The 26,074-nt window shown below is 41.8% G+C and carries 18 protein-coding genes; 11 read left to right on the forward strand and 7 right to left on the reverse strand.

Going from position 1 to position 26,074, the window contains the following annotated elements:
* Positions 1-29: 29 nt before the first annotated feature.
* Together PSU78_RS03435 and PSU78_RS03440 are read right to left on the reverse strand one after the other, a co-directional pair.
* Positions 30-353, reverse strand: a complete 324-nt coding sequence (locus PSU78_RS03435; RefSeq protein ID WP_300384281.1) for a cytochrome c — start codon at positions 351-353, stop codon at positions 30-32.
* 25 nt (positions 354-378) lie between these two features.
* Entirely contained in the window at positions 379-1,641 is a 1,263-nt protein-coding gene (locus tag PSU78_RS03440; protein ID WP_300384284.1) for a M48 family metallopeptidase, read from the reverse strand.
* A 141-nt stretch (positions 1,642-1,782) separates the two neighbouring features.
* On the opposite strand from PSU78_RS03440, the gene orn reads away from it, so the two are divergent.
* Positions 1,783-2,343 (forward strand): oligoribonuclease, encoded by a 561-nt coding sequence (gene orn, locus PSU78_RS03445; protein ID WP_300384333.1) that lies wholly within the window; start codon positions 1,783-1,785, stop codon positions 2,341-2,343.
* A gap of 160 nt (positions 2,344-2,503) precedes the next feature.
* Here the strand turns inward: orn and glgA are convergent, their stop codons facing one another.
* Positions 2,504-3,988 (reverse strand): glycogen synthase GlgA, encoded by a 1,485-nt coding sequence (glgA, locus tag PSU78_RS03450; RefSeq protein ID WP_300384287.1) that lies wholly within the window; start codon positions 3,986-3,988, stop codon positions 2,504-2,506.
* A gap of 56 nt (positions 3,989-4,044) precedes the next feature.
* Between glgA and crcB the strand changes: the two genes are divergently transcribed.
* Complete coding sequence (gene crcB, locus PSU78_RS03455; protein WP_300384290.1) at positions 4,045-4,428, forward strand: fluoride efflux transporter CrcB; 384 nt, start codon at positions 4,045-4,047, stop codon at positions 4,426-4,428.
* A gap of 113 nt (positions 4,429-4,541) precedes the next feature.
* On the opposite strand, the gene PSU78_RS03460 is transcribed toward crcB, so the two are convergent.
* Positions 4,542-7,208, reverse strand: coding sequence for an Rne/Rng family ribonuclease (locus PSU78_RS03460; protein ID WP_300384293.1), 2,667 nt, complete (start codon positions 7,206-7,208; stop codon positions 4,542-4,544).
* A gap of 701 nt (positions 7,209-7,909) precedes the next feature.
* Between PSU78_RS03460 and PSU78_RS03465 the strand changes: the two genes are divergently transcribed.
* From PSU78_RS03465 to PSU78_RS03480, 4 genes are read left to right on the forward strand one after another with little or no spacing between them, the layout of a single operon-like run.
* Positions 7,910-8,941, forward strand: a complete 1,032-nt coding sequence (locus PSU78_RS03465) for an RluA family pseudouridine synthase (protein ID WP_300384296.1) — start codon at positions 7,910-7,912, stop codon at positions 8,939-8,941.
* A 22-nt stretch (positions 8,942-8,963) separates the two neighbouring features.
* Positions 8,964-9,620 carry an HAD-IA family hydrolase gene (locus PSU78_RS03470; protein ID WP_300384299.1) on the forward strand — a complete coding sequence of 219 codons (657 nt, stop codon included), beginning with the start codon at positions 8,964-8,966 and terminating at the stop codon, positions 9,618-9,620.
* 23 nt (positions 9,621-9,643) lie between these two features.
* Complete coding sequence (locus PSU78_RS03475; RefSeq protein ID WP_300384301.1) at positions 9,644-9,997, forward strand: Rieske 2Fe-2S domain-containing protein; 354 nt, start codon at positions 9,644-9,646, stop codon at positions 9,995-9,997.
* Between the two features lie 32 nt (positions 9,998-10,029).
* Positions 10,030-11,028, forward strand: a complete 999-nt coding sequence (locus PSU78_RS03480; RefSeq protein WP_300384304.1) for a S49 family peptidase — start codon at positions 10,030-10,032, stop codon at positions 11,026-11,028.
* On the opposite strand, the gene PSU78_RS03485 is transcribed toward PSU78_RS03480, so the two are convergent.
* The 3 genes from PSU78_RS03485 to glgB all read right to left on the reverse strand — a co-directional run bounded on the left by PSU78_RS03485 (position 11,025) and on the right by glgB (position 15,804).
* The gene (locus PSU78_RS03485) at positions 11,025-11,837 is read right to left on the reverse strand and encodes a polyphosphate kinase 2 family protein (RefSeq protein ID WP_300384336.1); all 813 of its coding nucleotides are present in this window, start codon (positions 11,835-11,837) and stop codon (positions 11,025-11,027) included. The genes PSU78_RS03480 and PSU78_RS03485 overlap by 4 nt on opposite strands.
* A gap of 119 nt (positions 11,838-11,956) precedes the next feature.
* On the reverse strand, positions 11,957-13,609 hold the full coding sequence (pgi, locus tag PSU78_RS03490; RefSeq protein WP_300384306.1) for a glucose-6-phosphate isomerase: 1,653 nt from the start codon (positions 13,607-13,609) through the stop codon (positions 11,957-11,959).
* Between the two features lie 35 nt (positions 13,610-13,644).
* Positions 13,645-15,804 (reverse strand): 1,4-alpha-glucan branching protein GlgB, encoded by a 2,160-nt coding sequence (gene glgB, locus PSU78_RS03495; protein ID WP_300384339.1) that lies wholly within the window; start codon positions 15,802-15,804, stop codon positions 13,645-13,647.
* A gap of 283 nt (positions 15,805-16,087) precedes the next feature.
* Here glgB and glgC point away from each other — a divergent pair, with 283 nt between their 5' ends.
* From glgC to PSU78_RS03520, 5 genes are all read left to right on the forward strand, one after another.
* Positions 16,088-17,368 (forward strand): glucose-1-phosphate adenylyltransferase, encoded by a 1,281-nt coding sequence (gene glgC, locus PSU78_RS03500; protein WP_300384309.1) that lies wholly within the window; start codon positions 16,088-16,090, stop codon positions 17,366-17,368.
* A gap of 79 nt (positions 17,369-17,447) precedes the next feature.
* Positions 17,448-19,184, forward strand: coding sequence for a glycoside hydrolase family 57 protein (locus PSU78_RS03505; RefSeq protein WP_300384312.1), 1,737 nt, complete (start codon positions 17,448-17,450; stop codon positions 19,182-19,184).
* 77 nt (positions 19,185-19,261) lie between these two features.
* Entirely contained in the window at positions 19,262-20,797 is a 1,536-nt protein-coding gene (malQ, locus tag PSU78_RS03510; RefSeq protein WP_300384315.1) for a 4-alpha-glucanotransferase, read from the forward strand.
* A gap of 18 nt (positions 20,798-20,815) precedes the next feature.
* Positions 20,816-21,769 (forward strand): ROK family protein, encoded by a 954-nt coding sequence (locus PSU78_RS03515; RefSeq protein ID WP_300384318.1) that lies wholly within the window; start codon positions 20,816-20,818, stop codon positions 21,767-21,769.
* A 279-nt stretch (positions 21,770-22,048) separates the two neighbouring features.
* The coding region (locus PSU78_RS03520) for a PAS domain S-box protein (RefSeq protein WP_300384321.1) at positions 22,049-26,074 on the forward strand (4,026 nt) is incomplete at its 3' end.

Below are 26,074 nucleotides of genomic sequence, written 5' to 3' on the forward strand. Positions count from 1 at the left end.
TGATTGATGCTGCTTGAGTAGTAGTCAAATTATTCAGTAAATTTATAATAGGTTTGGTTAAGGTATTTGGCGACGTTGAGTTCTTCATCTTCAAACCATTTGAGGCCAATCATGGTGTTGCAGCTACGCACTTGTGCAACTAAGCCTTTAGATGTTTTTACTTTACGTGATTCACGAGTATAAATACCAGACCCATCACCACCAAAGCTTTCGGCATGACAGCTTACACAGTTCTTTGCGACTAGTGCCTTACCAGCATTAGCATCTGCAGATGTAAATGGTTCTGCAGATGCAAGACTACATAGTGCGAGACCAAACGACAATATTAAACTGCTCAATGATAATGATTTCATCACAACTCCTAAACGTATCTTGCGTTTAACTAGTATACGCTGCTAATTTAGAAATTCTAATGCTAGCAGGAGGGTGGGAGTCATAAAAAGCCGAGTGTAATGGATCTGGCGTGAGCGTAGAGGCATTATCACGGTATAGTTTAACCAGTGCTTTGACTAAGTCTTTAGCGCTTGCGTGATTGGCAGCATAGTCATCGGCCTCAAACTCATTTTTACGTGAATAGCTAGCCATCATCGGGCGTAATAAAAACAAGAATATGGGCGATACCAACAAAAATAAAATTAATGCCATGTAATGGCTGATTTGCGTGACGCCTAAGCCCGCGTAGAACCATGGCTGATTGATTAACCAACCCAATAAAGCTAAGCCTAAAAAGCTCATAGAGAACAATAATACAATGCGTTTAATCACGTGATGGTGCTTAAAGTGGCCGAGTTCATGCGCAAGCACGGCTTCTATCTCGTCTACATTTAATCTTTCGAGTAGTGTGTCGAAAAATACGACACGTTTTGAGGCGCCGAAGCCTGTAAAGTAAGCGTTACCGTGGCTACTGCGTGATGAGCCATCCATTACTAATAAGCCCTGTGATTTAAAGCCACATTTTGTCAGTAAGGTTTCAATACGCTGTTTTAGATTTTCATCCTTTAATGGAGAAAATTTGTTAAATAACGGTGCGATAAATGTTGGATATACCGCTAACATTACAAGATTAAACACACTCCAGATTACCCATAGGTATAACCACCAATATTGACCAGCACCTTGCATAAGCCATAAAGCAGCAAATAAAATAGGTGCGCCAAGTGCTAGACCAACCAAGCTATGCTTAACAAGGTCGCTAAAAAACATGTTGGGTGTCATTTTGTTAAAGCCAAATTTTTCATCCACAACAAATGTTTTATAGTATTCAAAAGGCAGGTCAATTGCGCTGCTGACTAACATCGCGCTACAAATGACTAGCGCACCACGAATAATTTCCTGTGTTGGAAGTATATTGCGCCAAATGTCATCAATCCACTGTAAACCACCTCCTAGGGTAAGGGCTGCTAGTAACAAAGCTTGCACTAAGGTTTCGGTAATGACCAACTTTGTTTTAGCCGTAGAGTAGTCCGCAGCTTTTTGATGCGCATCCAAGGCGATATTGTCTTTAAACGCCACTGGTACTTGATTGCGATTAGCCTGTACATGCGCAATGTGTCTGCGCGCAAGCCAGATGCGAACGAGAGTGGTGGCAACGAGCAAGCTAACGAAGGTATAGGTAAGAGTTGATGTTGGTTCAAAAGGCATGTATTTGATGTCTCTAGTTGTTGAATAACGATAATTGACAGTTCGTTAAGTGAAATAAGTTAATATATTGGTATTGTGAAGCATTTTCTTGGTGTTAGTTCATCAAGTTCGCTTATTACTTAAATTTTAATGGAAATCATGATGGCCGAAACAATTACCAGCACTAATCAGAATAATTTAATTTGGCTTGATATGGAAATGAGTGGCTTATTGCCAGATTCTGACCGTATTTTAGAACTCGCTGCGGTTGTGACCGATGCAGACTTGAATGTATTAGGTGAGTCTCCAGTGTTTGTAATTCATCAAAGTGATGCAGTTTTAGACGGTATGGATGCGTGGAACAAAGGCGCACATGGTCGCTCTGGATTAATTGAAAAGGTGAAAGCTTCAACGTTGGATGAAGCTGAAGCCACACTACAAATGATCGCGTTTTTAAAACAATTCGTGCCAGCTAATAAATCACCTATGTGCGGCAACTCAATCTGTCAGGATAGGCGCTTTATGGCTCGCTATATGCCAGATTTGGAAAGTTTTTTCCATTACCGCAATTTGGATGTCAGCGTGTTTAAAGAGCTTGCACGCCGTTGGAAGCCAGAAATCTATTCAGGGTTTAAAAAAGCGAGCAAGCATGAGGCTTTGGCCGATATTTATGAGTCGATTGATGAACTCAAATACTATCGTGAGCACTTTATTGTTAAGTAAAAGCTGGGTCGTTAAGTAATTCTTGGTAATTGCTTAGACAAAAAAAGAGGGCGTCTATCAAGACGCCCTGGAGGGAGGAGAAACTTGCTTTGGAGAAGCATAATATTAATAAAGCATTTACTGTGCCAAGTTTTTCACCTCAATTCAATTTAGCTAAATTTCATTCATTTCCAAGCAGCTTTTTATATTCAGCCAAATATTCTAAAGCGCTTTTATCCCAGCTTAAATTCTGTTGCATGCCATTCTTTTGAATTTGTTGCCAAGCTTTTGTATCGTTATTGAATACATTTAAGGCTTGTTTAATACAGCTTAATAAACTTGCAGGGCTGGCTTCACTCATCACAAAACCATTCGCTGTTTTGTTTTTAAACGTGATAATGTTGGTATCAACCACTGAGTCCGCTAAGCCGCCAGTGGCGTTAACGATAGGCGGTGTGCCGTATGCCAAGCCGTACAGTTGGTTCAATCCACAAGGCTCAAAGCGTGACGGCATGATGAACATATCGCATCCAGCCATGATTTGGTGGGATAGTTGCTCGTTATAGCCAATAGTGACGCTGACTTTGTTTGGGTTGTCATTAGCAAGATGTCGGAAGGCATTCTCAAGCGCACTTTCACCACTACCCAGCAAGGCTAGTTGGCAACCAGAATCTACCAGTTTCTGCACGATAGGCACCAGCATATCTAAGCCTTTTTGATGTGTTAGGCGACTTACTACGCCTAATAATGGTGCATTTGCATCAATTTGAAGCCCAAGTCTTTGCTGCAAAGCATTTTTAACCTCTTTTTTACCAGCTAACTTACTTGCGCTATAAGTTTTTGTAAGATGAAAATCTGTTTCAGGGTTCCACTCATCTGTTTCAATGCCATTAAGGATACCCTTCAATTCATTACTACGTTTGCTGAGCAAGCCCTCCAAGCCAAAACCAAACTCAGCTGTTTGAATTTCGTTTGCATAGCTTGGGCTTACTGTTGTAATAGCATCTGCGTAAAAAATGCCAGCTTTTAAGAAAGATAATTGACCATGATATTCAAAGCCTTCTACTGCAAAGTTACCGTGAGGTAAAGCCAGCGTCGTCAGCCACCCTGGCGCATAGCAACCTTGAAAAGCCATATTGTGTAGGCTGATGATGGACTTTGCTGGTGAATGCTCGACCAGCTTCATATAGGCTGGTGTTAAGCCTGTTTGCCAGTCATTGCAATGCACAATGTCAGGTTGCCACTCAGGAATTGGGCTATTTGGGCCACTAATCACCGCTGCAACTTTGGATAAAATACCAAAGCGCACAGGATTATCTAGCCACTCCTGCCCAGTAGCGTCTACATACGGGCCACCCTCACGTTCATACAAGCCTGCCGCTTTTATCACCATGACTTTGATGTCAGTGTCCAATATCGTCCCCATCATTAGTTCAGCACTTTCAATGACGGGTAAATTTTTTAGTGTAGCGAGGTGGTGTAAATCATCAAGTTGCTTTAAGACTGCGGGATAGCCTGGTACCAAAATGCGTACATCAATACTTAGATTCTGTAATGCGGAGGGGAGAGAACCACTTACATCGGCTAAGCCGCCAGTTTTTATTAAAGGAAACACTTCAGATGTGACAAATAAAACGCGCAAAATATACTTTCTGCATAATGACATTGATGCATTATTATATTGTATAAATTAATGGCTATAACATTGTTTCAGGGGTGAGCATGGGATTTAACGGATTTTTAGCGGTTGGTACTGGTGCTGCCATTGGTGCATGGATGCGTTGGGGCTTGAGTGTGATGCTTAATGCAAGCTTTCCTGCATTACCATTAGGTACTTTGGTGGCCAATTTGGCTGGCGGTTACCTAATTGGATTATTCATGGGAGTTTCTGTCCTGCCTTCAACATTAGCACCAGAAGTTAGACTTTTTTTGGTGACGGGCTTACTCGGAGGGCTAACAACATTTTCTACTTTTTCTTCTGAAGCCGTGACTATGTTGACTAGGGGGCAATATGCTTGGGCGACAACGCATATATTAGTGCATGTGTTGGGCTCAATAGTCATGACGGGTTTAGGTTTATATACAGTGCAAATCATACGCAGTTAATATGCATTAATATTGTTAGGGTTTTATAAATTAAAAATTTGAAGCCAATAAAAAAGCCCTGAAGATTCAGGGCTTTTTTATTGCTAGGTTCTCACCTTAACGTATTTCCAATGCTACTTATTTTGTGTTTCCACCATCACTAAAGGTTCTGCACTTGCATCTACATTAGCATTTTTCTGCCAATTTGCGGCTTTACGTGGTGCTTTTGGTTTAACCTCTTCAACAGTTGCTGCTTTTGGCGCTTCTGCTTTCGTTTCTACCAATTGTAAACCTGCAGTAGCTAAATCAACTGGTTTAGCTTCAGTTTTTGGTTTGCGTGGGCGAGCAGGGCGCTTGTTGTCCGCTTTTGCTGGAGTAGCCTCTGCTGTTACGGCAGGAGCAACTTCATTATTATCTTCAGCTTTGACTACAGGCGTTTTAGCTGCTTTAGGCTTCTTGTTGTTTGTTTTAGGTGCTTCGCTCGTTTTAGTTTCTACAGCGGGTGTAGTACTTTCGCTCGCTGCATTTTCAACAGAAATAATTGCTTCCTGCGCTTTTGGTTTAGCTTCCTCTACAGCCTTGGGTTGTTCAGCTGTGATTGCCACTTCAATATTCACGTTTGGCTGATCGGCACTCATTTCCTCATTAGGAACGAAAGGGCGATTAGCATCACGTGCTACTGAGTCGTCACGGTCACGACGACCACGGCGGTTGTTGCGATTACGACGGCTGCCAGTGCGCTCAGCAGTTTGCTCAGTTGTTACATTGGTGGCAGGTGGATTGTTTGCAGGAGCTTCAGAGGTAACGTTGGCAGGCTGATTGTTATTGCGTGGTTTGTCATTGCGGTTTTGATCAGGACGTGCTTGCTCATTTTTAGCTTGCTGAGGTTTTTGTTGACGTGGCTCTTGCGGTTTAGCTTCCGTAGGGCGTGCATTCTCGTTGTTACGATTTGGGCGATTTTGTTGATTGATGTCTTTCTCTGGACGGTCACCACGGCTACGTTCGTTACGATTGCGACTATTACGGTTGCGGTTGTTACGATTGTTTTCGCGACGTGTATCTTCCGCTTTTTCTGCTTCAGTTTTAGTTGTTTCTACTGCTGCAGGTGTTGAAACAAAAAAGTTTTTAATTTTCGCAAAGAATGACAACTTAGGCACAGCGACAACTTCGGCTTCTTTTTCCACTACAATCGGCGCAGGTGCTGTAGGTGTGATGCCTTTTACTGCAGCCACTGGTCTTACTGCTTTGGCAGTTTCTTCTGCAGTTGGAATGAATGTAGTTTCAGCAGGCATTTCTACCAGTTTGTAACTTGCACGATTAGTTTCCTCATTCACGTCATCATGCTTGATACGCACGATATTGTAGTTAGGTGTTTCAAGGTGAATGTTTGGAATCAACACCACTTCTACGCCCATACGTTGTTCAATTTTGTGAATGTCAGCACGTTTTTCGTTAAGCAAGAATGTAGCGACTTCAACAGGTAATTGCACTTGAATGATTGCGCTATTTTCTTTCATTGCATCTTCTTGCGTGATACGCAAGATGTGCAATGCAGTTGATTCAATACCGCGAATATGGCCAGTGCCGCTACAACGTGGGCAAGGGATGTGGTTCGTTTCACCTAAACTAGGACGTAAGCGTTGACGTGATAACTCTAGCAAACCAAAGCGTGAAATTTTGCCAGTTTGTACGCGCGCACGGTCAACGTGCAATGCGTCACGCAGTGCATTTTCAACTTCACGTTGATTGCGCTGGCTTTCCATGTCAATAAAGTCAATTACCACCAAACCGCCTAAATCACGTAAGCGTAATTGGCGAGCAACTTCTTCAGCTGCTTCAATATTAGTGTTGAATGCGGTATGTTCAATATCGCTACCACGGGTTGCGCGGCCTGAGTTGACGTCAACTGAAACCAACGCTTCAGTGTGGTCAATTACAATTGCGCCACCTGAAGGCAAGCGCACTTCACGTGCGAAAGCAGATTCAATTTGATGTTCAATTTGAAAGCGCGTAAACAGTGGAATTTCATCTTGGTAAAGTTTTACGCGATTCACATTGCCTGGCATTACGTGATTCATGAACTGAACAGCTTGTTCGTGAATGTCAGGTGTATCAATCAAGATTTCGCCAATGTCAGAGCTGAAGTAATCGCGAATTGCGCGAATCACCAAGCTACCTTCTTGGTAGATTAAATAAGCCCCGGCTTGCATTGCAGACGCACCATCAATGGCTGTCCACAACTGTGTGAGATAGTTTAAATCCCACTGTAATTCTTCAGCATTGCGACCAATACCAGCAGTACGAGCAATAATGCTCATGCCTTTAGGTACTTCTAATTGCGCTAATACATCACGTAATTCATCACGGTCTTCGCCTTCAATGCGGCGTGAAACACCACCGCCACGAGGATTGTTTGGCATTAATACTAAGTAACGACCAGCGAGTGAAATAAATGTTGTAAGTGCGGCACCTTTGTTGCCGCGCTCGTCTTTATCTACTTGAACGATTAGTTCTTGACCTTCTTTTAATGCGTCTTGAATGCGAGATTTACCGTCTGCACCTTCTTTGTAGTAGCTACGTGCTACTTCTTTGAATGGCAAAAAGCCGTGTCTGTCCATGCCGTAATCGACAAAGGCCGCTTCTAGTGATGGCTCAATACGGGTGATAACACCTTTATAAATATTGCTCTTACGTTGTTCTTTACCAGCGTGTTCAATATCTAAATCGATGAGTTTTTGACCATCTACAATTGCAACGCGTAACTCTTCAGATTGCGTTGCATTAAATAACATGCGTTTCATTGTTTTGCTCCTGTTAGGCTCAGGTGGCAGACTCAATGCTTATAAAGTAAGCGATTGATATTGAAGGCTAATTAAGGGTAGGAGCCAGAGGTGCTGGCCGAGATACTGAAGGCGCTGTGCGCAAATTTGAAATCTAACGATTTAAACTTAGTAATTTAAACTTACGCAATTTAAATTCAGAGCAGGTGACAATTGTCGCTGTACTCTTAAAAAGTTCTTAAAAAATGACTCTTTAAGCTTTAGCTTAAAGATTTGCCAAGTGTGCAACTTACCTCAGTAAGTATTCTAGAGTTAGCTTCAATTTTTAATCACTTGTTTTAATTGAATAAATCGAATTAAAACGGGTTTATTGTTCGTTAAATCAAACTAAATTATTGAAATTTATGCCTGCTGAGGCTTAAATTCGTTAAAATTCTGTCTTCAGTAAATGCAAATTTAGCAAATTGCTAAATTTAACTTTTCCCTTAAGTCGCGCTTTATGTTTATTTGTCTGCGGCGGCTTGAGCGCTATTTTACTTGCTGCTACTTTAATAATATGGCGAGCGGCATTAACCAAGTGTCTGTTTTACTTTTAATTACATAAGCTTGCGTTTTTATAAAGCGCTTTTCTAAGTAATTGAGAGTATTCTTTATTACCAATTAATTTTAACTTTAATTGATAATCGTGCAAGTATAGGCTACTACAAACATTTAAGCAAAGTATGAACAATATAACACCACAAAATCAGCATCATAGTACGGATAAGTTAAAGAATAAGGTAAGTGAATTGGCAGCGGCTTTTCTCACAGTTGATGAAGCAAGTGAAGGTCAGCGCGTGGATAACTTTTTGACCAAAACGCTTAAAGGTGTACCAAAAAGCCATGTCTATAGAATTTTGCGTAGCGGCGAAGTGCGCGTTAATAAAAAGCGCATCGATGCGGATTTCCGATTAACCATTGGCGATGTGGTCAGGGTTCCACCAATACGAGCAACGATTGTTGAGCATGTTGAGTCAAACGTACCAGCCGTATCTAAGTTTGAAAATACTATTATTTTTGAAGATGACGCAATGTTGGTCATTGATAAACCAGCTGGTTTTGCCGTGCATGGCGGTAGTGGTGTGAGTCGCGGTGTGATTGAGCAGATGCGTTTGGAGCGCCCGAAGGCGAAATTTTTGGAGTTGGTGCATAGGTTAGATCGTGAAACTTCAGGCGTCTTAATGCTGGCAAAGAAACGTAGTGCGTTAGTGGCTTTGCATGAGGCGATTCGTAATAATCAAACGGATAAGCGTTATTTAATGCTGGTTCGAGGCGAGTGGCTAGAGGCAAAAAAACGCGTGGTATTAGACTTACAAAAGTATCTCTTACCTAATGGTGAGCGCCGGGTGAATGTGGTGACTGATATTTCAAAAGACAAATATAATGAGCGTCAATCTTCTGAAACGATGTTTAAGTTGTTAAAGAATTTTAGTCATCCAGTATTAGGTAAATTTAGTCTGCTTGAGGCGCAGTTGGTGACTGGGCGTACTCATCAGTTGCGAGTGCAGTTGGCGCATTTAGGTTTTCAGATTGTCGGCGATGATAAATATGGTGATTTTGCAGTGAATAAGTCATTAGTGAAAAGTGGCTTAAAGCGTATGTTTTTACATTCATCTGTCACAAAAATCCGCCATCCTTTGACCAATGATAAACTTGAACTAGTCGCGCCTTTGCCGCCCGACTTGAGTAAATTTTTAGTAAAATTAGAGTCTTAAATGTGAGAAAGAGTAAGTTTGAATGACAAAGCAGTTTGATTTAATTGTGTGGGATTGGGATGGTACTTTAGCTGATTCTACTGGGATGATTACCAATGCACTTTTAAAGGCTGCAGAGCAAGTAGGGCTTCCAGCGTTAACACCACAAACGGCGAGTAATATTATCGGGCTTGGTTTGCGCGAGTCTATTCAGACACTGTATGGCGATATTCCAGCTGAACAAGCACAAGCACTCGCGACGCAATACACGACGAATTATTATGCAGGTGAAAGTGAGATTCCCTTATTTGTGGGCGCTGCCGATACCATCAAGGCACTTAATAAACGTGGATTTAAATTAGCGGTCGCCACTGGTAAAGGTCGGCGAGGGCTAAATCTAGCTTTAGAACATTCTGGTCTTGCTAAGTATTTCCATTCAACGCGCACTGTAGATGAGTGTTTTTCTAAACCACATCCGCAAATGTTAGATGAGTTGATGGAGTATTTAGTGGTGATGCCTGAGCGCACATTAATGATTGGCGACACCAGTTATGATTTGCAAATGGCACAAAATGCAGGTGTTCGTTCTGTAGGTGTCACTTATGGCGCTCAAGCGGCCGAGCAATGGCAGCATCTCAACCCTGTGAAGCAGTTTTCTGCCTTTGCTGATTTGAGTACATGGTTGCTCGAACATGCTTAATCTATTGATATGATGCAAGTGATATGACACAAAATACCATTATTTTAAAAAGTGAAGCGCTAGAAGAGGGTGCTAAAGGCGTCAGATTTCCTTTACCCATGTTAGGTGAGTTTGTCACAGGTTTTGTGGTGCGTTTTCACGGCAAACCTTATGCTTATGTTAACCAATGTGCGCATGTGCCAATAGAGTTAGACTGGAACGAAGGTGATTTTTTTACATCTCAAAAAGATTATTTGATTTGTTCTACGCATGGTGCACATTACCGACCAGATAATGGTTTTTGCGTCATGGGACCTTGTAAGGGTAAAAGTTTAAAAGTAATACAAGTGACTGAACAAAACCAAGAAATATTAATCAATCTAGATTCAATTAAGTAGTATTCATTTAGAAACACTAAGGAAAGCTAATAATGTCAGAAGATAGTCAACAAAATACTTCATTAAATAACTCAAAGTCAGATGATACAAAATGGCAACGCGATGCGATTGAGAAGCTTGCTGGTTCTGCCTTAACTGAGCAAAGAACAGCGCGACGTTGGAGTATTTTTTTCAAAGGGCTTATGTTCACCTATTTATTTGTTATCTTATTTCTGACGCTAGGTTGGTTTGGTGGCGGAAAGAATAGTGCTGGCTCACATACTGCGCTGATTGAAGTGGCTGGTGTGATTGAAGCGGGTGGTGCGGTGAACGCAGATTCGTTTATGAGCAGCCTGCACGATGCTTATGATGATAAAAATACCAAAGGTATTATTTTACGCATCAATAGTCCAGGCGGTAGCCCAGTACAAGCTGGCATTATTAATGATGAAATTAAGCGCCAAAAGAAGCTACACCCTAAAATACCTGTTTACGCGGTAGTAGAAGATATTTGCGCATCAGGCGGCTATTATATTGCGGCGGCGGCTGATAAAATTTATGTGGATAAAGCCAGTATTGTTGGTTCAATCGGCGTATTGATGGATGGTTATGGCTTTACTGAAGTGATGAAAAAGGTGGGCGTTGAACGTCGTTTGTTGACCGCAGGTGAAAATAAAGCAATGCTAGATCCATTCTCACCAGTAAACCCGAAACATCAAGCTTTAGCCCAAGCGATGCTAAATGAAATCCATGAGCAGTTTAAAACAGTGGTGCGTCAAGGTCGTGGCAACCGTCTAAAAGAAACGCCGGAAACCTTTAGCGGTTTGTTCTGGAGTGGCGAGCAAAGCATTAAAATGGGTTTAGCTGATGCGCTTGGAAGCGCGGATTATGTTGCTAGAGATGTCATCAAGGAGGAAAAGATAGTAGACTTTACCTCTCAAGAAGACTTTACAAGCCGTATCGCTAAACGAATTGGTGCAAGTGCTAGCGCTAGTTTTGGTGAAACTTTAACGCAGCAACTAATAAAAGCTGGTGAAGTTAAACTGCATTAGTCTTTGACTATGATTGATTTGTAATCTGCTGGTATAGGCGGATATTTTAACTTCATGCTTTTTAAATTATCGAGTAATAGCCTAGAAATTAGCAGATTACGATTGGTTTTAGAGTCTGCAGGTATGACATACCACGGGGCATATTCTGTGGATGTTGCTGTAATCGCCTGCTCGTAAGCTTGCATGTATTGCGGCCAAAGTTCACGTTCTTTTAAATCACCGGGATTGAATTTCCACGTTTTGCTTTGATCAGTTAATCTTTCTTCCATACGGGCTTTTTGCTCTTCTTTCGAGATATTTAAAAAGCATTTAATAATGGTGGTGCCTGTTTCTGTAAGTAAACGCTCGAAGTCATTGATTTGCGCGTAGCGGCGCTTGCATTCTGCATCGTCAATCCAGTCGTGCACTTTTACTATCAACACATCCTCATAATGGCTGCGGTTAAAAATGACTAATTCACCAGCTTTGGGCGCTACTTGGTGTACACGCCATAAATAATCATGCGCGAGCTCTTCGCTGCTTGGGGTTTTGAAACTCGCTAAACGGATGCCGAGCGGGTCGCACTCTCTAAACACATGGCGTACAGTACCATCTTTGCCGCTTGCATCCATGCCTTGCAATACCAGCAAGATTTTACGCTTACCTTCGGCATGCAGAATATCCTGCAGGGCATTTATCTCAGTGGCAAGTTGTGTGAGATCAGTTGAGTCTTGCTCTTTAGTTTTTGAACGTTCACTTTTGTCTTGAGGGTTGTGGTCTTTGAGCGAGAATTTTTTTGAATTCACTCGATATTGATCAAAATTTGCCATCATGAATCTTTCTATAGTTTTGCAAATGAAATATCATTGATTTTATACGTAAAAAAGCCCAGCTAAGGGATTAGTTGGGCTTTTTATTGCTTGCAAAATACGCTGTAAAACAATGGTGATTATTTACGTGCTTTGGTGTAATTAATTAAACCGTTTGTAGAGCTATCAAAGTCACTGATTTTGTCATCGTTGGTTAACAAAGGCAGAATTTCTTGCGCAATTTGTTTGCCGTATTCTACGCCCCATTGGTCGTAGCTATTAATGTCCCAAATCATGCCTTGTACGAATATTTTGTGCTCATACAAAGCAATAAGTTTACCAAGCGTGTTTGGCGTGAGCTTATCAAACATGATGGAAGTGCTAGGGCGGTTACCCTCAAACACTTTGTGCGGCAATAGTTTTTCTAGCGCTTCACCGCTCATGCCTTGTTTTTCAAGTTCAACGCGTGCTTCTTGAGATGTTTTTCCTAGCATTAACGACTGTGTTTGCGCTAAGAAGTTAGCCAGCAGAATTTTATGATGAGCGTAACCATGTTTACCAATCGCATAATGACTATGTACGGGCATTAAAAAGTCACACGGCACAATTTGAGTGCCTTGATGAATAAGTTGATAAAACGCATGCTGACCATTCGTGCCAGCTTCACCCCAAATAACAGGGCCAGTTTTGTACTTCACACGACTACCATCACGGCAAATGAATTTACCATTACTTTCCATGTCAGCTTGCTGCAAGTAAGCAGGGAAGCGCGCCATACCTTGGTCGTAAGGTAATATTGCATGAGTATCAACATGGAAGAAGTTGTTATACCAAACACCAATCAGCGCCATAATGACTGGCATATTTTGTTCTAAAGGCGCAGTTTTGAAGTGGTTGTCCATTTCATGCGCACCAGTAAGCAGCGCTTCAAAATTATCCATGCCAACGTACAAGGCGATTGATAAGCCGATTGCAGACCACAGTGAATAGCGACCGCCTACCCAATCCCAGAACGCAAACATATTGGCAATATCGATACCAAACTCTTGTACAGCTTTTGCGTTAGTAGAGAGGGCAACAAAGTGTTTTGCTACATGTGCATTATCTTGTGCGGCTGACAAAAACCAAGTACGTGCTGACATGGCGTTAGTCATGGTTTCTTGCGTGGTAAATGTTTTTGAAGCCACAATAAATAGCGTGGTTTCAGGATTACATTTTTCTAAGGCACGCATTAAGTGAGCGCCATCGATATTTGATACAAAATGCACTTGTAACTCTGGACTCGCGTATGGTTTAAGCGCGTCGCAGACCATCACGGGGCCTAAATCAGAGCCACCAATACCTACATTGACAATATCAGTGATGCGTTTGCCTGTGTAACCAAGCCAGCTACCATTGCGCACTTTGTCTGAAAATACACGCATTTGCGCGAGTACCGCGTTGACATCTGGCATCACGTCCTTACCATCGACCATCACTGGGGTATTGCTGCGGTTGCGAAGCGCAGTATGTAGCACCGCACGATTTTCTGTAATGTTGATTTTTTCACCAGCAAACATTCGATCGCGCCAGTTTTCAATATTCGCTTCGCGCGCCAGTTGCATCAGCAAAGGTAGCGTTTCGTCATTAATGCGATGTTTGGAAAAATCAAACAATATATCGGTAAATTTAAGGCTGTATTTATCAAAACGATTGGCATCGTTTGCAAATAAATCGCGCATATGTGTTTTTGCAATTTCTTGTTGATGCTGGCAAAGATTTTGCCAGACTGGTAGTGTAGTTAATGCAGCCATTTTGTAAAATTACTTTAAGTTTGATGTTGAAAAAATTAGTTTATTTGTAAAACGATACCTGCTAAAGGTGGCAATGTGATGACAAGCGATTGATTCTGATTCATCCAAGCAACGTTTTCTGTGTGAAGTCCAGCGCCATTGCCTTGATTACTACCGCCATAACAACCAGCGTCGCTATTAAAAATCTCATGGTAATTGCCAGCTTGCGGCACACCAATACGATAAGTACTGCGCAACACAGGTGTGAAATTCAACACTATTATAACAAAACTATTGTCCAAACCGCGTCGAACATAGCTAACTATTGATTGATCGCTATCATGGCAGTCTATCCACTCGAATCCTTGCACTTCAAAATCGAGTGCATGTAGCGCGTTGAGATTCTTATAAATTCTATTTAAGTCAGTAGTAGCTTGCTTAACACCTTGATGCCATTGATGACCTTCATAGTCTTTCCCTAGCAAGTGCCAATCAAGGCTGCTATTGACATTCCATTCACGCCCTTGACCAAATTCATTGCCCATGAAGTTGAGTTTTTTCCCAGGAGACGTCATTTGATAAGTCATCAGCAGGCGCAGGTTGGCAAATTTTTGCCATGCATCACCAGGCATTTTGTCTAATAGCGAATGTTTTCCGTGTACGACTTCATCATGCGAGAAGGGCAGCACAAAGTTTTCAGAGTAAGCATATAGCTGACCAAAAGTCAGCATGTCGTGATAATAGCGCCTATGAACAGGGTCGTGCTCAATGTAAGCAAGGGTGTCGTTCATCCAACCCATGTTCCATTTCATGTTAAAACCTAAACCACCTAAGTACACTGGACGAGAGACGCCAGGCCATGCAGTAGATTCTTCAGCGATTGTTAGTACGCCTGCGAAGTCTTCGCCTACCATCACGTTAAGTTGTTTAAGGAATTCGATCACATCTAGATTTTCTCGCCCACCAAATTTATTTGGCAGCCATTCCCCAGCTTTACGCGAATAGTCTAAGTAAAGCATGGAGGCAACAGCATCTACACGTAAACCATCAATATGAAATTCAGACAGCCAGAAATGCGCGTTAGACATCAAAAAGTTGCGTACTTCGTTACGGCCATAATTGAAAATCAGCGTTCCCCAATCTTGGTGCTCACCTAAACGTGGGTCTTCGTGTTCATATAATGCCGTACCATCGAATCGTGCTAACGCCCAATCATCTTTAGGGAAGTGGCCTGGCACCCAGTCTAAAATCACGCCGATATTGGCCTGATGAAATGCATCAATCAAAAAGCGTAAATCATCGGGTGAACCAAATCTATTAGTCACACCAAAATAACCAGTTGTTTGGTAGCCCCAAGATTCAGTAAGTGGGTGTTCAGAAATTGGCATCAACTCAACATGCGTATAGCCCATTTCGGTAACGTAAGGTACCAATGTGTTTGCGAGTTCACGGTAAGTTAAAAAGTGACCTTGCTCGTTGCGTTGCCATGAACCTAAATGCACTTCATAACAGTTGAACGGCGCATGTAGCCAGTCACGTTTTTGACGTGCATCTAGCCAGTTTTTATCTTGCCATTGATGCTTGCTTGTACTGATTTTTGCAGCAGAACCAGGGCGTGGTTCAAACTCGAAGCCGTAGGGGTCTGTTTTAGCTAAAATATGCCCAGTATGGCGATTGCGAATTTCAAATTTATAGGTGTCACTCGTTGTTAAATGAGGAATAAAAATATCCCAAACACCGCTAGAACCATGTGCACGCATTGAGTGGACTCGACCATCCCAGTTGTTAAAGCTACCAATTACACTAACGCGTTCAGCATTGGGTGCCCAAACGGCAAAGCGCACACCCTCGATACTTTTTTGAGAGATGCACTGCGCCCCCAGCGTTTTATAGCCCTGTAGTAAGCGACCTTCGCCAAACAAGTAAAGCTCATCTTGCGTTAGGCTTGATGCAAAGGTGTATGGGTCATAAGTTTCGTATTCGTTACCACCCGCGCTTACTTTAAGTAGACATGGCGTTTTAAGGGGAGTTTCACTTGTGACTTCAAATAAACCATCATTGTGCGTTTTATTAAGTTTAGTCCATGTTCTGGAATTTTTGACCCAAACTTCAGAAGCGCTTGGTAAAAACACTCGGTAAATGTAGGTGTTATCAACAGCATGCAAACCTAAAAAACTAAATGGATCGTGATGCTTTGCTTTTAAAATCAGTTTCAAAGAATCTGAATTTGCGTTTGAAGCCGATTTGGCTTTAGCGCTTGTTTTTGCGGCTACTTTGGTTGTTGAATCAACTGGAGTCGCTTCAGATTTATCCAAGATACATTCCCCCTCAATTTTTCTAAAAAATATATTTAATAATATTTGCTAGATTGCTAGTGTTTTAGCTAGATTATAGTGCTTTAAGCTGATTATAATGTAAACGAACACTGTAAGAACAAAAAATTAAACTAGTGAGCCCGGCTAGTTAAGCAAATGATTAATTAAACTTCAGGAGGGCGTTATGTCGCAAGATCAGTATTCAGACCGTTTTATTAGTACATTAACCAAAAATACCGCTGCTATTATTCTTGCAGGTGGCCGAGGTAGCCGCTTAAAAAACTTAACTGATTGGCGCGCAAAGCCTGCCGTACAATTCGGTGGTAAATTCCGAATCATTGATTTCCCATTATCAAACTGCATCAACTCTGGTATTCGCCGTATTAACGTCGCTACACAATATAAAGCCCAAAGTCTAATTCAGCATCTTCAGCGTGGCTGGGGGTTCTTACGTGGTGAGTTTAACGAGTACGTTAATATCATTCCAGCGCAACAGCGTATTTCAGATGAGTGGTATAAGGGCACTGCAGACGCTGTGTATCAGAACATAGATTTATTACGTGAGAGCGGTGGTGAGTATATTTTGATATTAGCTGGTGACCATATTTATAAAATGGATTACGGCAAAATGTTAGCGACTCATGTAAAAAGCAATGCAGATATGACGGTAGCATGCATCAATGTGCCGTTGGAGGATGCCAAAGGGTTTGGCGTGTTGGCAGTAGATGGGACTGATCGCGTCATTGAGTTTGCTGAAAAACCAACGAGTCCTAAGCATATGCCTGGTGATACAACCAAGGCTTTTGCAAGTATGGGGATTTATGTATTTAATGCTAAGTTCTTGTATGAGCAGCTCATACGCGATGCTGGCGACCCAAAGTCAACCCACGATTTTGGTGGCGATATTATTCCGTACATTATCAAAAAATATAAAATCCAAGCACATCGCTTTACCGAAAGTTGTGTCGGCGCTCAAAACGGTAACTATTACTGGCGTGACGTTGGCACGATTGATGCTTATTGGGAAGCGAACATGGAATTAACGCGAGTGATTCCTGAGCTTAATTTATACGATAGAGAGTGGCCGATTTGGACCTCACTGGAACAGTTGCCACCAGCAAAATTTGTGTTTAATGACGAAGGTAGAACGGGTAAAGCAACAGATTCGTTGGTATCAGGTGGTTGCCTAATCAGCGGTTCGTCTGTGACCAATTCAGTGCTGTTTTCTGATGTTCGAGTGCATAGTTATTGTGATATTGAAGGTGCGGTTATTTTACCAAAAGTGACAATTCACCGTAATGTAATACTCAAAAATGTAGTAATAGACCGTGGTTGTAGCATCCCTGAGGGTATGCAGATTGGTGTGGACTTGGCTTTAGACGCTAAACGTTTTTATGTCTCGGAGAAAGGTATCACGCTTGTAACGCCTGATATGTTAGGGCAGGATTTGTATAGGGTGATTTAATGTAAATGATTGAATATAAATTAAATAGTTAAAAAATAATTTTTAACTATTTTTATTTAATTTAAGGTTGCTAATCAAAATGAAACCAACTCGCCCGAAACTGTATATTAATCTTTATTGGCACATGCATCAGCCAGACTACCGCGACATTGTCAGCAATGAATATGTGTTGCCATGGACGTATTTGCATGCGATAAAAGATTATAGTGATATGGCCTATCACCTAGAAGCCAACCCAAAAGCGCGCGTCAGCTTTAATTTTGTGCCCATTTTGTTAGAGCAGCTAGAAGATTACACTCTTCAGTTTAAGCAAAATAATATCCGCGATCCGTTATTGGCTTTGTTGATAGAGCCAGATTTAGCTAGTGTCAGTTATGAGCAATGTCGTTTAATTGTGAATAGCTGCTTCAAAAGCCATCACGAGAAAATGCTGAGTCCCTTCCCGCATTATCAGCGTTTATTGCAGCTTTACCAGCTTATAGAGCCGATTGCGGATGACAAAGATGAGTTTCATTATTTATCTGCGCAATATAAAGCGGATTTATTAGTGTGGTATCACCTAGCTTGGTGTGGCGAGAGTTTGCGTCGCAATAACAAAGTGGTGCAAACGCTAATGTCCAAGGGTTTAAGTTTTACTTTAGAAGATAGAACGCAATTATTTGCTGTGATAGCAGAAACAATTGCTAATTTGATTCCACGCTATAAAGCGCTGATGAAATCTAAGCAAATTGAGATTTCTACTACGCCTTATTACCATCCGATTTTGCCATTATTGATAGACTTTAAATCTACGATAGATGCCATGCCGTATGCACCTTTACCTAAATTTGCCAGATATGCTGGTGGGCAAGAGCGTGCTGCTGCCCATGTGGTTGCAGCGAGTAAATATCATACTAACTTATTTGGCCAAGCTCCACGTGGAATGTGGCCTGCAGAGGGTGGCGTATCTAATGCAACACTCTCATTGATGGCAGAGCATGGTGTGGAATGGGCAGCTACGGGGCAGGCAGTACTGGCCAATAGTTTATTGAAGTCGCAGATGGGTTTGCAAGACAAGAGTGAATATCTCTATCAACCATACCGCGTAACCAATGGTAAGCAAGATATTTTATGCTTCTTTAGGGATGATAATCTTTCAGATAAAATCGGCTTTGAGTATGCAAAAATGCACACGCCAGATGCGGTAAGTGATTTTATTAAAACATTAGAAGGCATACACCAAGCTAATTCAAATGAGAGTGCTAAAGTAGTTAGCGTTATATTAGATGGTGAAAACGCCTGGGAATACTATCCATACAATGGCTATTACTTTTTGAACGAATTGTATGCAGCACTGACCAATCATCCTGATATCGAAATGACGACTTTTAGCGATATCGTTGATTTATATCAATCTAAAGGATATAAAACTAGCGGAATATCCGCTCCTGCCTTGTCCCAAATAGCGGCGGGTAGTTGGGTATACGGCACATTTAGTACTTGGATTGGTAGTAAAGATAAAAACTTAGCATGGGATTTACTATGTGCGGCGAAAAAAACTTACGATGATGTGATGTTGAGTAATAGTTTAGACGCCAATCAATTGAAGGCCTGTGAACGTCAGCTTTCAATTTGTGAAGGCTCTGATTGGTTTTGGTGGTTTGGAGATTACAACTCGTCTGATAGCGTGGCGAGTTTCGATCAGCTTTATCGTCGCAATTTAATTAACTTGTATACTTTACTGCAACAACCAGTACCTGCAATATTGCACAAAACTATTAGTGCGGGTGGTGGTAATGCAGATAATGCTGGCACAATGCGTAGAGGGCAGGTTTAAGCTCAATGTAATAAAGCGCATATAGATGTAATTAGTGTTAACCAGATTCACGTCAACATAATTTTATGTAGGTAATAATGAAACGCACTAATTTATCTCTTTTATCTCAACGCCGATCAGGGGTGTTGTTACATATTAGCTCTTTGCCTAGCTCACCTGACGCGAGTGATTTAGGGGTGGGTGATTTAGGCACTGAAGCTTACCGCTTTGTAGATTTTCTAAATAGTATTGGTGTCAGTGTTTGGCAAACATTGCCAATCAATATGCCGCATGCGGATAACTCTCCTTATCAATGTTTATCAGCTTTTGCAGGTAATCCAGACTTTATTAGTCTGGAAAGCCTGCAATCACAAGGACTGCTTACAAAAAACGATTTGGGCGGAGACATGGTAAGTGGCGAGTTAACCAGCAAAGCCAATTTACTTGCAATAGCCTATAAGGCTTTCTGTGAGCAAGCTAAGCAAGCGGAATCTTTAGCTGAGAAAGAGCAACTGAATTTTAAAAAATTCTGTAAAAAACAATCGCACTGGTTGAATGATTTTGCCTTATTTTTGGCATTACGTAATAAGTTTAATCAGGCTGGCTGGCAATACTGGCCTGATGGCTATAAGAATAGAGATGCTGCAACGCTTAAGCAAGCACGTAAAGAGCTAGCACATGAAATCGCTATCATTCAGTTTACGCAGTTTATATTTTTTACCCAATGGCTAGCGCTTAAAGCCTATGCTGCAACTAAGAGTGTCTACTTGTTTGGTGACATTCCAATTTTTGTTGCGTATGACAGTGCCGATGTGTGGGCGCAACCGCATTTCTTTAAGTTAGATGAATATAAAAATATGGAAGTAGTAGCAGGTGTACCGCCAGACTACTTCTGCGCTACAGGTCAGCGTTGGGGCAATCCGCATTATGATTGGGATGCGATGGCAGCCGATGATTTTAGCTGGTGGGTTTCGCGCATGGCAACACAAAGCGCCTTGTTTGATATTGTACGCATTGACCATTTTAGAGGCTTGCAAGCGGCTTGGGAGATTCCTGCGAGTGAAGAGACTGCTATAAATGGCCAGTGGGTCATTGCGCCAGGAGATGCTTTGCTGGCCGCCATTTTTAAGGCTTTACCTAAAATTTGTTTAGTTGCGGAAGATTTGGGCATTATCACGCCCGAAGTGGATGCGCTAAGACTTAAATATCACTTACCCGGTATGAAAATTTTGCAGTTTGCGTTTAGCGGTCAAGAAGATAATCCGTATTTACCACACCATATCGAAGCCAATAGCGTCGCCTACACTGGCACGCATGATAATGACACCACGCTTGGTTGGTATAACACTTTAGATGAACATCAGCGTGGCTTAGTAGAGGCTTATATACACTCTTCACGTTCAGAGGAGCATGATGTGCATATGCCAGCCGATTTGATTAATCTTACGTTTGAATCTCATGCACAATTAGCGATTATTCCTATGCAAGATATATTAGCGCTGGACTCTAGTCACCGTATGAACACCCCAGGCACATGCTCAGGTAATTGGCATTGGCGTTTTAATTGGCATCAGCTAACGGATGCTCAAAAAGAGTTTATTACTGAAGTGATTGCTAGGACAGAAAGAAGTTAATCTTATGGAGATGTCATCATGGCAGTGTTGATCGGCATTGATGTTGGCGGAACAAATCTGCGTTTGGGCGTGGTGGATTATGATGAAACTGCACCTAATATTCCGCCTCGCTTGATAGAAGAAAAGCGCTTTCAAACTGACTTTTCAAATTTTTGTAAAATTCATACGCCAGAGCAAGCTTGGCGAACTATTTTAAATGCTATGGCAGTCGCAATAGATAGTATGCATGTGAAATACCCCAATATCTCAGCAGTTGGCATAGGCTTTCCAGGTTTTATTGACCCGCATACTCAAAAGATTTCGCAATCTCCTAATTTACCTGGTTTAGTTGATGTGGATTTAAGTATCGATTTAAGTTTGCTGATAGAACTGCCTGTGATGACAGAAAATGATGCCTTAGCTGCTGCCTATGGCGAATACGCCATGTGTGTTGGTCAAATCAACCATCTCATTTACTTGGGTTTAGGCACAGGTGTTGGTGGTGGTTTAATCTTAAATGGTCAGCCGTTTCAAGGTCAGCATGGTGTGGCTATGGAGGTTGGACATATCACTGTTCAGCCAAATGGTCGATTATGTGGCTGCGGCAATTATGGCTGCATGGAACAGTACGCCTCAGCGAGTGGCGTCTCAGTTAGCTATTTCGAAGTGACTAGTCAGCAATACAATGCACACGAAATTGCCAACCTCGCTCATCAGGGTGACACACATGCAGTTGCTGCGTATTCTCTAGCGGGTAAAACGCTTGCTCAAGCATTAGCCCAAATTTTAAAAGTAATCGATGTGACCAATGTAGTGATAGGCGGCGGAATGAGTGCTGCTTGGTCGCTAATTGAACCAGCTTTTACACAACAATTAAACGAAGATTTGATTCCCGCTTTACGTGGTAAAGTGAAGATAAGCCTCTCTAGCATGGGCGACCAAGCAGGTATTATTGGTGCCGCCATGTTGGTGCAGAAAAAAATCACTACTTAATTATTGTTGTTGAATGTTACTGAAAAGTAAGCTGGAATTCGGAGCGGCGCTTGGGGTATATTCAATTTTTACATTATGTTGCCGATATTAGTTGAATGAGATTGCACTGATACTTTTATGATGTTTTCCAAAAACGAGCTGATTGGTTTTTGAGTTTCAAGTATCAGTGGCATTGGATGATTGTGCTCTTATCGTTTTTATGGCTTAAAAAAGGTTATCTAACGTAATGTAGAGCAGCTGAATATTTTAAATATAGCATTAATTTTAAGAATAGAAGGTATGGCTTTTTGGAATAAAAAACGCTTATTAGGTTTAGTTAAGACTAAGCTTGCGCCTTGGTTAATTTCTGCCATGGTGTTGCTTGCTGGGCTGAGCATTACTGCCGTTTTGTGGCAAGAAGCTAAAAAAAATCATACTGAAAATTTAAATGCAGCATTAGACTACGCCGCAGATCAGACTCAAAACAATATACTAGCTCGTCTTAACGCCTACGAAACTGTGATGCGAGGTGTAAAGGGTTTTATTGATGGTTCAGAAAGCGTTAATGTAGGCGAGTTTAGATCTTATGTTGACGCCTTAAAAATAAAAGAAAAAAACTCTGGTGTATTGGGAATAGGATTAGTCACCATTGTGCGAGGTGCTGATAAAGCTCGACATTTAGAAGCTATTCGTAAACTGGGATTACCCAATTACAAAATCAGACCTGAGGGTGACCGTCAAGTATATGCCCCTATCATTCGTATGGAGCCTATGGCTGGGGATAATCTTAAAGCATTAGGTTTAGACGTATTTGCGGTCCCTATTGCGAGAGTCGCGATGGAGCGGGCTCGTGATTCAAATGAGGTCGCTGTTTCAAATCACTTTACCTTGGTGCAAGATGTAGCTAAGTCAAACGTATTTTCATTTGTGATGTATTTGCCAATTTTTAAAGCAGGTGCAAATCTTAATACGTTGAGTGCTAGACGGACAAACATTCAAGGCTGGGTCGATGTACCATTGCGCATTAATGATTTAATGGCTGGGCTAAAGGGTGAGTTTGATCAAGATATTGGTCTTGAAATATACGACGGCAACGTGGTTTCAGATCAATCACGTATGTATCAATCAGCGATAAAGTCGTCTAAATATAGCATTGCTGATGGTAGGCTGCAAACCAAACGCCAGTTGGATTTTGCTGGCCATACTTGGACCTTGTTATTAAATACTACGCCAGAATTTGAATCGCGCGTTTCAAATCTGAATCAGTCTAAAACTATTGCTGGCGCTGGCTTCGCCTTATCTTTAATGCTGGCTTTACTAGCTTGGACTTTAGTGAAAGCTCAGCAGGTTGCTAAGAATAGGTATTTAAAGCTTTTTAAACAGTCTGGCTCTGGTGTGCTGGTGCTCAATCGAGAACATCGCATTCTAGACGCAAACCCAGCCGCATTAAAGATGTTTGGTTATAAGCGCGATGAGCTTTTAAGTCTTCACTTACCTAAAGTATTGCTAGATACAGAGATAAGCAGAGTAAATCCCGTTGTAGAGAGCATGATGGCTGGCGAGTTACATACGGGAGAGTGGGTGCATGTACGTAAGAATGGCACTAAGTTTACGGTTGAAGTGAATGCACGTAAGTTAGATGGCCAAACTTATTTTGCCATTTTGCATGATCTGACTAATCGTAAAAAAAATGAGCAGCGCATTCTTAGATTAAACAATCTATATCAAGCCCTGAGTGAAACTAATCAAGCGATTGTTCGCATGTCGGATGAGAATGATTTATTCCCTCTAGTATGTAGGTGCGCCGTTCAATTCGGTGGTTTGCAAATGGCTTGGGTAGGGGTGTTGGATGAACCTAGTCAGTTTATTTTACCTGTCGCCACTTATGGTGAGGGTTTGGAGTTTTTAGAAAGTCTGCATATTTCGAGTCGTGCTGATATTCAAGAAGGCCAGGGTCCTAGTGGTATTGCATTTAGAGAGAATCACTACGTCGTTGTTAATAATTTCTTAGAGGATCCGCTCACCCAGCCTTGGCTAGCCTATGCACAACAATGTGGCTGGAACGCTTTAGGAGCATTTCCAATTAATCGAAATGGTAAGCCATTTGCCATATTTATTGTTTATAGCCCTGAAGTAGATGCTTTTGATAAAGAGACAATAGCGCTACTGAATGAAATGTCATCTGATATTAGTTTTGCCTTGGATAATTTCGATCGCGAAGCGCAACGTCGCTTAGCGCAAGATAAGTTGCAATTGGCACAGTTAGAGGCTACGGAGTCGCGTGATCGCTATCGAGATCTTTATGAATTTGCGCCTATAGGTTATCTCTCTATCAGTAAGCATGGCAAGATCACTGAAGTTAATTGGAAAGTGACTTCAATCCTAGGTGTGAAGCGTGGCGAGCTTAACGAGCAGCACTTTAGTCAATTTGTAGTAGAAGGAGAGAAAGCTCGCTGGCAAAGCATATTTTTAAGCATGCAAGACCTAGATGGTGGAGAAGAGCTAAATTTCGACATTAAATTAGCGCATGTCAGTGGTACGATTATCACCGTTAACCTCAACTGCTTGCGCATGGATGATGAAGCTGAACAACCCATATTGCGCGCAGCGATGCTCGATGTGACTCAGTTAAAGCGTACTGAGGAAGAAAAGCAGCGTTCCGACATTAGGCTGCAAGCGACCATAGATGCCATTCCTGATTTATTGTTCGAAATTGATATTGATGGCCGTTATATTTCTGCACATTCGCCCAGCAAGCACTTGCTTCCAGTTCCATCCGAAGCGTTAATCGGAAAAACGGTACGTGAAGTGATGCCAGAAGGCGCGGCTAATATAGTGATGTCTGCAATTTATGAGGCCGAAAATGAAGATAGATCACAAGGTAAGCAGCTTGAATTAGAGTTGCCAAAGGGTAAGTTCTGGTTTGAGCTTTCTGTGGCCAAAAAACCCAAAGTAGCTGGCGAAAATGTTCGCTTTATTATGTTGTCGCGTGATGTGACTGAACGTAAACAGTCTGAATTAAAACTACTTGAAAGCTCTGCTAGTTTAGCTAAAGCTCAAGCCAGTGCGCATTTAGGCAGCTGGGAGTTAGATTTAATCACAATGATGGGCACTTGGTCTGATGAAAACTTTCGGTTGTATGATTTAGATCCAGAATTAGGCACGCCAAGTTTTGCTGAGTATCTTGAGTTAATTCATCCAGATGATCGTGACCTAGTGGTCGATATTCAACGTCAATTAGCCACTCTCATCGGCTCAATTCAATTTGAATCTCGCACTAATCCATCCTTGGGAGCAGTCCGTACGCTGAGTAACTCTATCAAAGTCATTCGTGATGCTAGTGGACGAGCCATTCGTGCTGCGGGTACTTCTTTAGATATTACCGGCCGTAAGTTAGCTGAACTAGAGTTTCGTATCGCGGCTACCGCGTTTGAATCTCAAGAAGGCATGATGGTGACAGATGTTAATAAAGTTATTCTGCGCGTCAATAAAGCCTTTACTAAGATCTCTGGATATACGGCAGAAGAGGCAGTAGGCCAAACACCGCGCTTAGTTAGCTCGGGCCATCATCATGAAGATTTTTATGCCTCAATGTGGCAAAACATTGCTATAAGTGGCTACTGGGAAGGCGAGGTTTGGAATCGTCGTAAAAATGGTGAGGTTTATCCTCAGCATCTCACGATTACTGCAGTCGTGGGTGACAATAGTATTGTGACGAATTATGTTGCCACATTTACCGATGTGACATTGCGCAATGCCGCAGAAGCTGAAATCAATCACTTAGCTTTTTATGACGTGCTGACTCGTTTGCCTAATCGACGTCTTTTAATTGACCGCCTGAATCATGCTTTATCCGCCGGCGCACGTCTAGGCTGGGGAGGTGCATTGCTATTTCTTGATCTTGATCACTTTAAAACACTTAACGATACACTTGGCCATGACGTTGGTGACTTATTATTACGGCAAGTGGCTGACAGGCTGACCGAGTGTGTGCGAGAAGGCGACACTGTGGCGCGTTTAGGTGGTGATGAGTTCGTGGTGATGCTGGAAGATTTGAGCAAACATCCTCTAGAAGCTGCATCACACGCTGAAACTATTGCTAATAAAATCTTAATGTCAATTAGTCAGCCATACCAGCTTGGCTCAAGTGCATACCAGACAACGGCTAGTATAGGAGTAGTGTTATTCAGTGAGAATGAGCATGCTCAAGATGTGTTATTAAAACATGCTGATATTGCGATGTATCAGGCTAAAAAAATGGGTAGAAATACCTTATGGGCACCTCTAAAAATACGATTTAATCGCACCATGTTAGATAGTGATGCA

The sequence above is a fragment of the Methylotenera sp. genome, assembly GCF_029945705.1.
Classification (GTDB): Bacteria; Pseudomonadota; Gammaproteobacteria; order Burkholderiales; family Methylophilaceae; genus Methylotenera.

Bases quoted from the DNA above. Each gene is read 5' to 3' on its own strand.
- PSU78_RS03470 (WP_300384299.1), top strand. From the start codon at position 8,964: ATGACAAAGCAGTTTGATTTAATTGTGTGGGATTGGGATGGTACTTTA.
- PSU78_RS03460 (WP_300384293.1), bottom strand. From the start codon at position 7,208: ATGAAACGCATGTTATTTAATGCAACGCAATCTGAAGAGTTACGCGTT.
- glgC (WP_300384309.1), top strand. From the start codon at position 16,088: ATGTCGCAAGATCAGTATTCAGACCGTTTTATTAGTACATTAACCAAA.
- pgi (WP_300384306.1), bottom strand. From the start codon at position 13,609: ATGGCTGCATTAACTACACTACCAGTCTGGCAAAATCTTTGCCAGCAT.
- PSU78_RS03480 (WP_300384304.1), top strand. From the start codon at position 10,030: ATGTCAGAAGATAGTCAACAAAATACTTCATTAAATAACTCAAAGTCA.
- PSU78_RS03465 (WP_300384296.1), top strand. From the start codon at position 7,910: ATGAACAATATAACACCACAAAATCAGCATCATAGTACGGATAAGTTA.
- PSU78_RS03515 (WP_300384318.1), top strand. From the start codon at position 20,816: ATGGCAGTGTTGATCGGCATTGATGTTGGCGGAACAAATCTGCGTTTG.
- PSU78_RS03435 (WP_300384281.1), bottom strand. From the start codon at position 353: ATGAAATCATTATCATTGAGCAGTTTAATATTGTCGTTTGGTCTCGCA.
- glgA (WP_300384287.1), bottom strand. From the start codon at position 3,988: ATGTCATTATGCAGAAAGTATATTTTGCGCGTTTTATTTGTCACATCT.
- PSU78_RS03475 (WP_300384301.1), top strand. From the start codon at position 9,644: ATGACACAAAATACCATTATTTTAAAAAGTGAAGCGCTAGAAGAGGGT.
- PSU78_RS03505 (WP_300384312.1), top strand. From the start codon at position 17,448: ATGAAACCAACTCGCCCGAAACTGTATATTAATCTTTATTGGCACATG.
- PSU78_RS03440 (WP_300384284.1), bottom strand. From the start codon at position 1,641: ATGCCTTTTGAACCAACATCAACTCTTACCTATACCTTCGTTAGCTTG.
- PSU78_RS03485 (WP_300384336.1), bottom strand. From the start codon at position 11,837: ATGGCAAATTTTGATCAATATCGAGTGAATTCAAAAAAATTCTCGCTC.
- malQ (WP_300384315.1), top strand. From the start codon at position 19,262: ATGAAACGCACTAATTTATCTCTTTTATCTCAACGCCGATCAGGGGTG.
- orn (WP_300384333.1), top strand. From the start codon at position 1,783: ATGGCCGAAACAATTACCAGCACTAATCAGAATAATTTAATTTGGCTT.
- crcB (WP_300384290.1), top strand. From the start codon at position 4,045: ATGGGATTTAACGGATTTTTAGCGGTTGGTACTGGTGCTGCCATTGGT.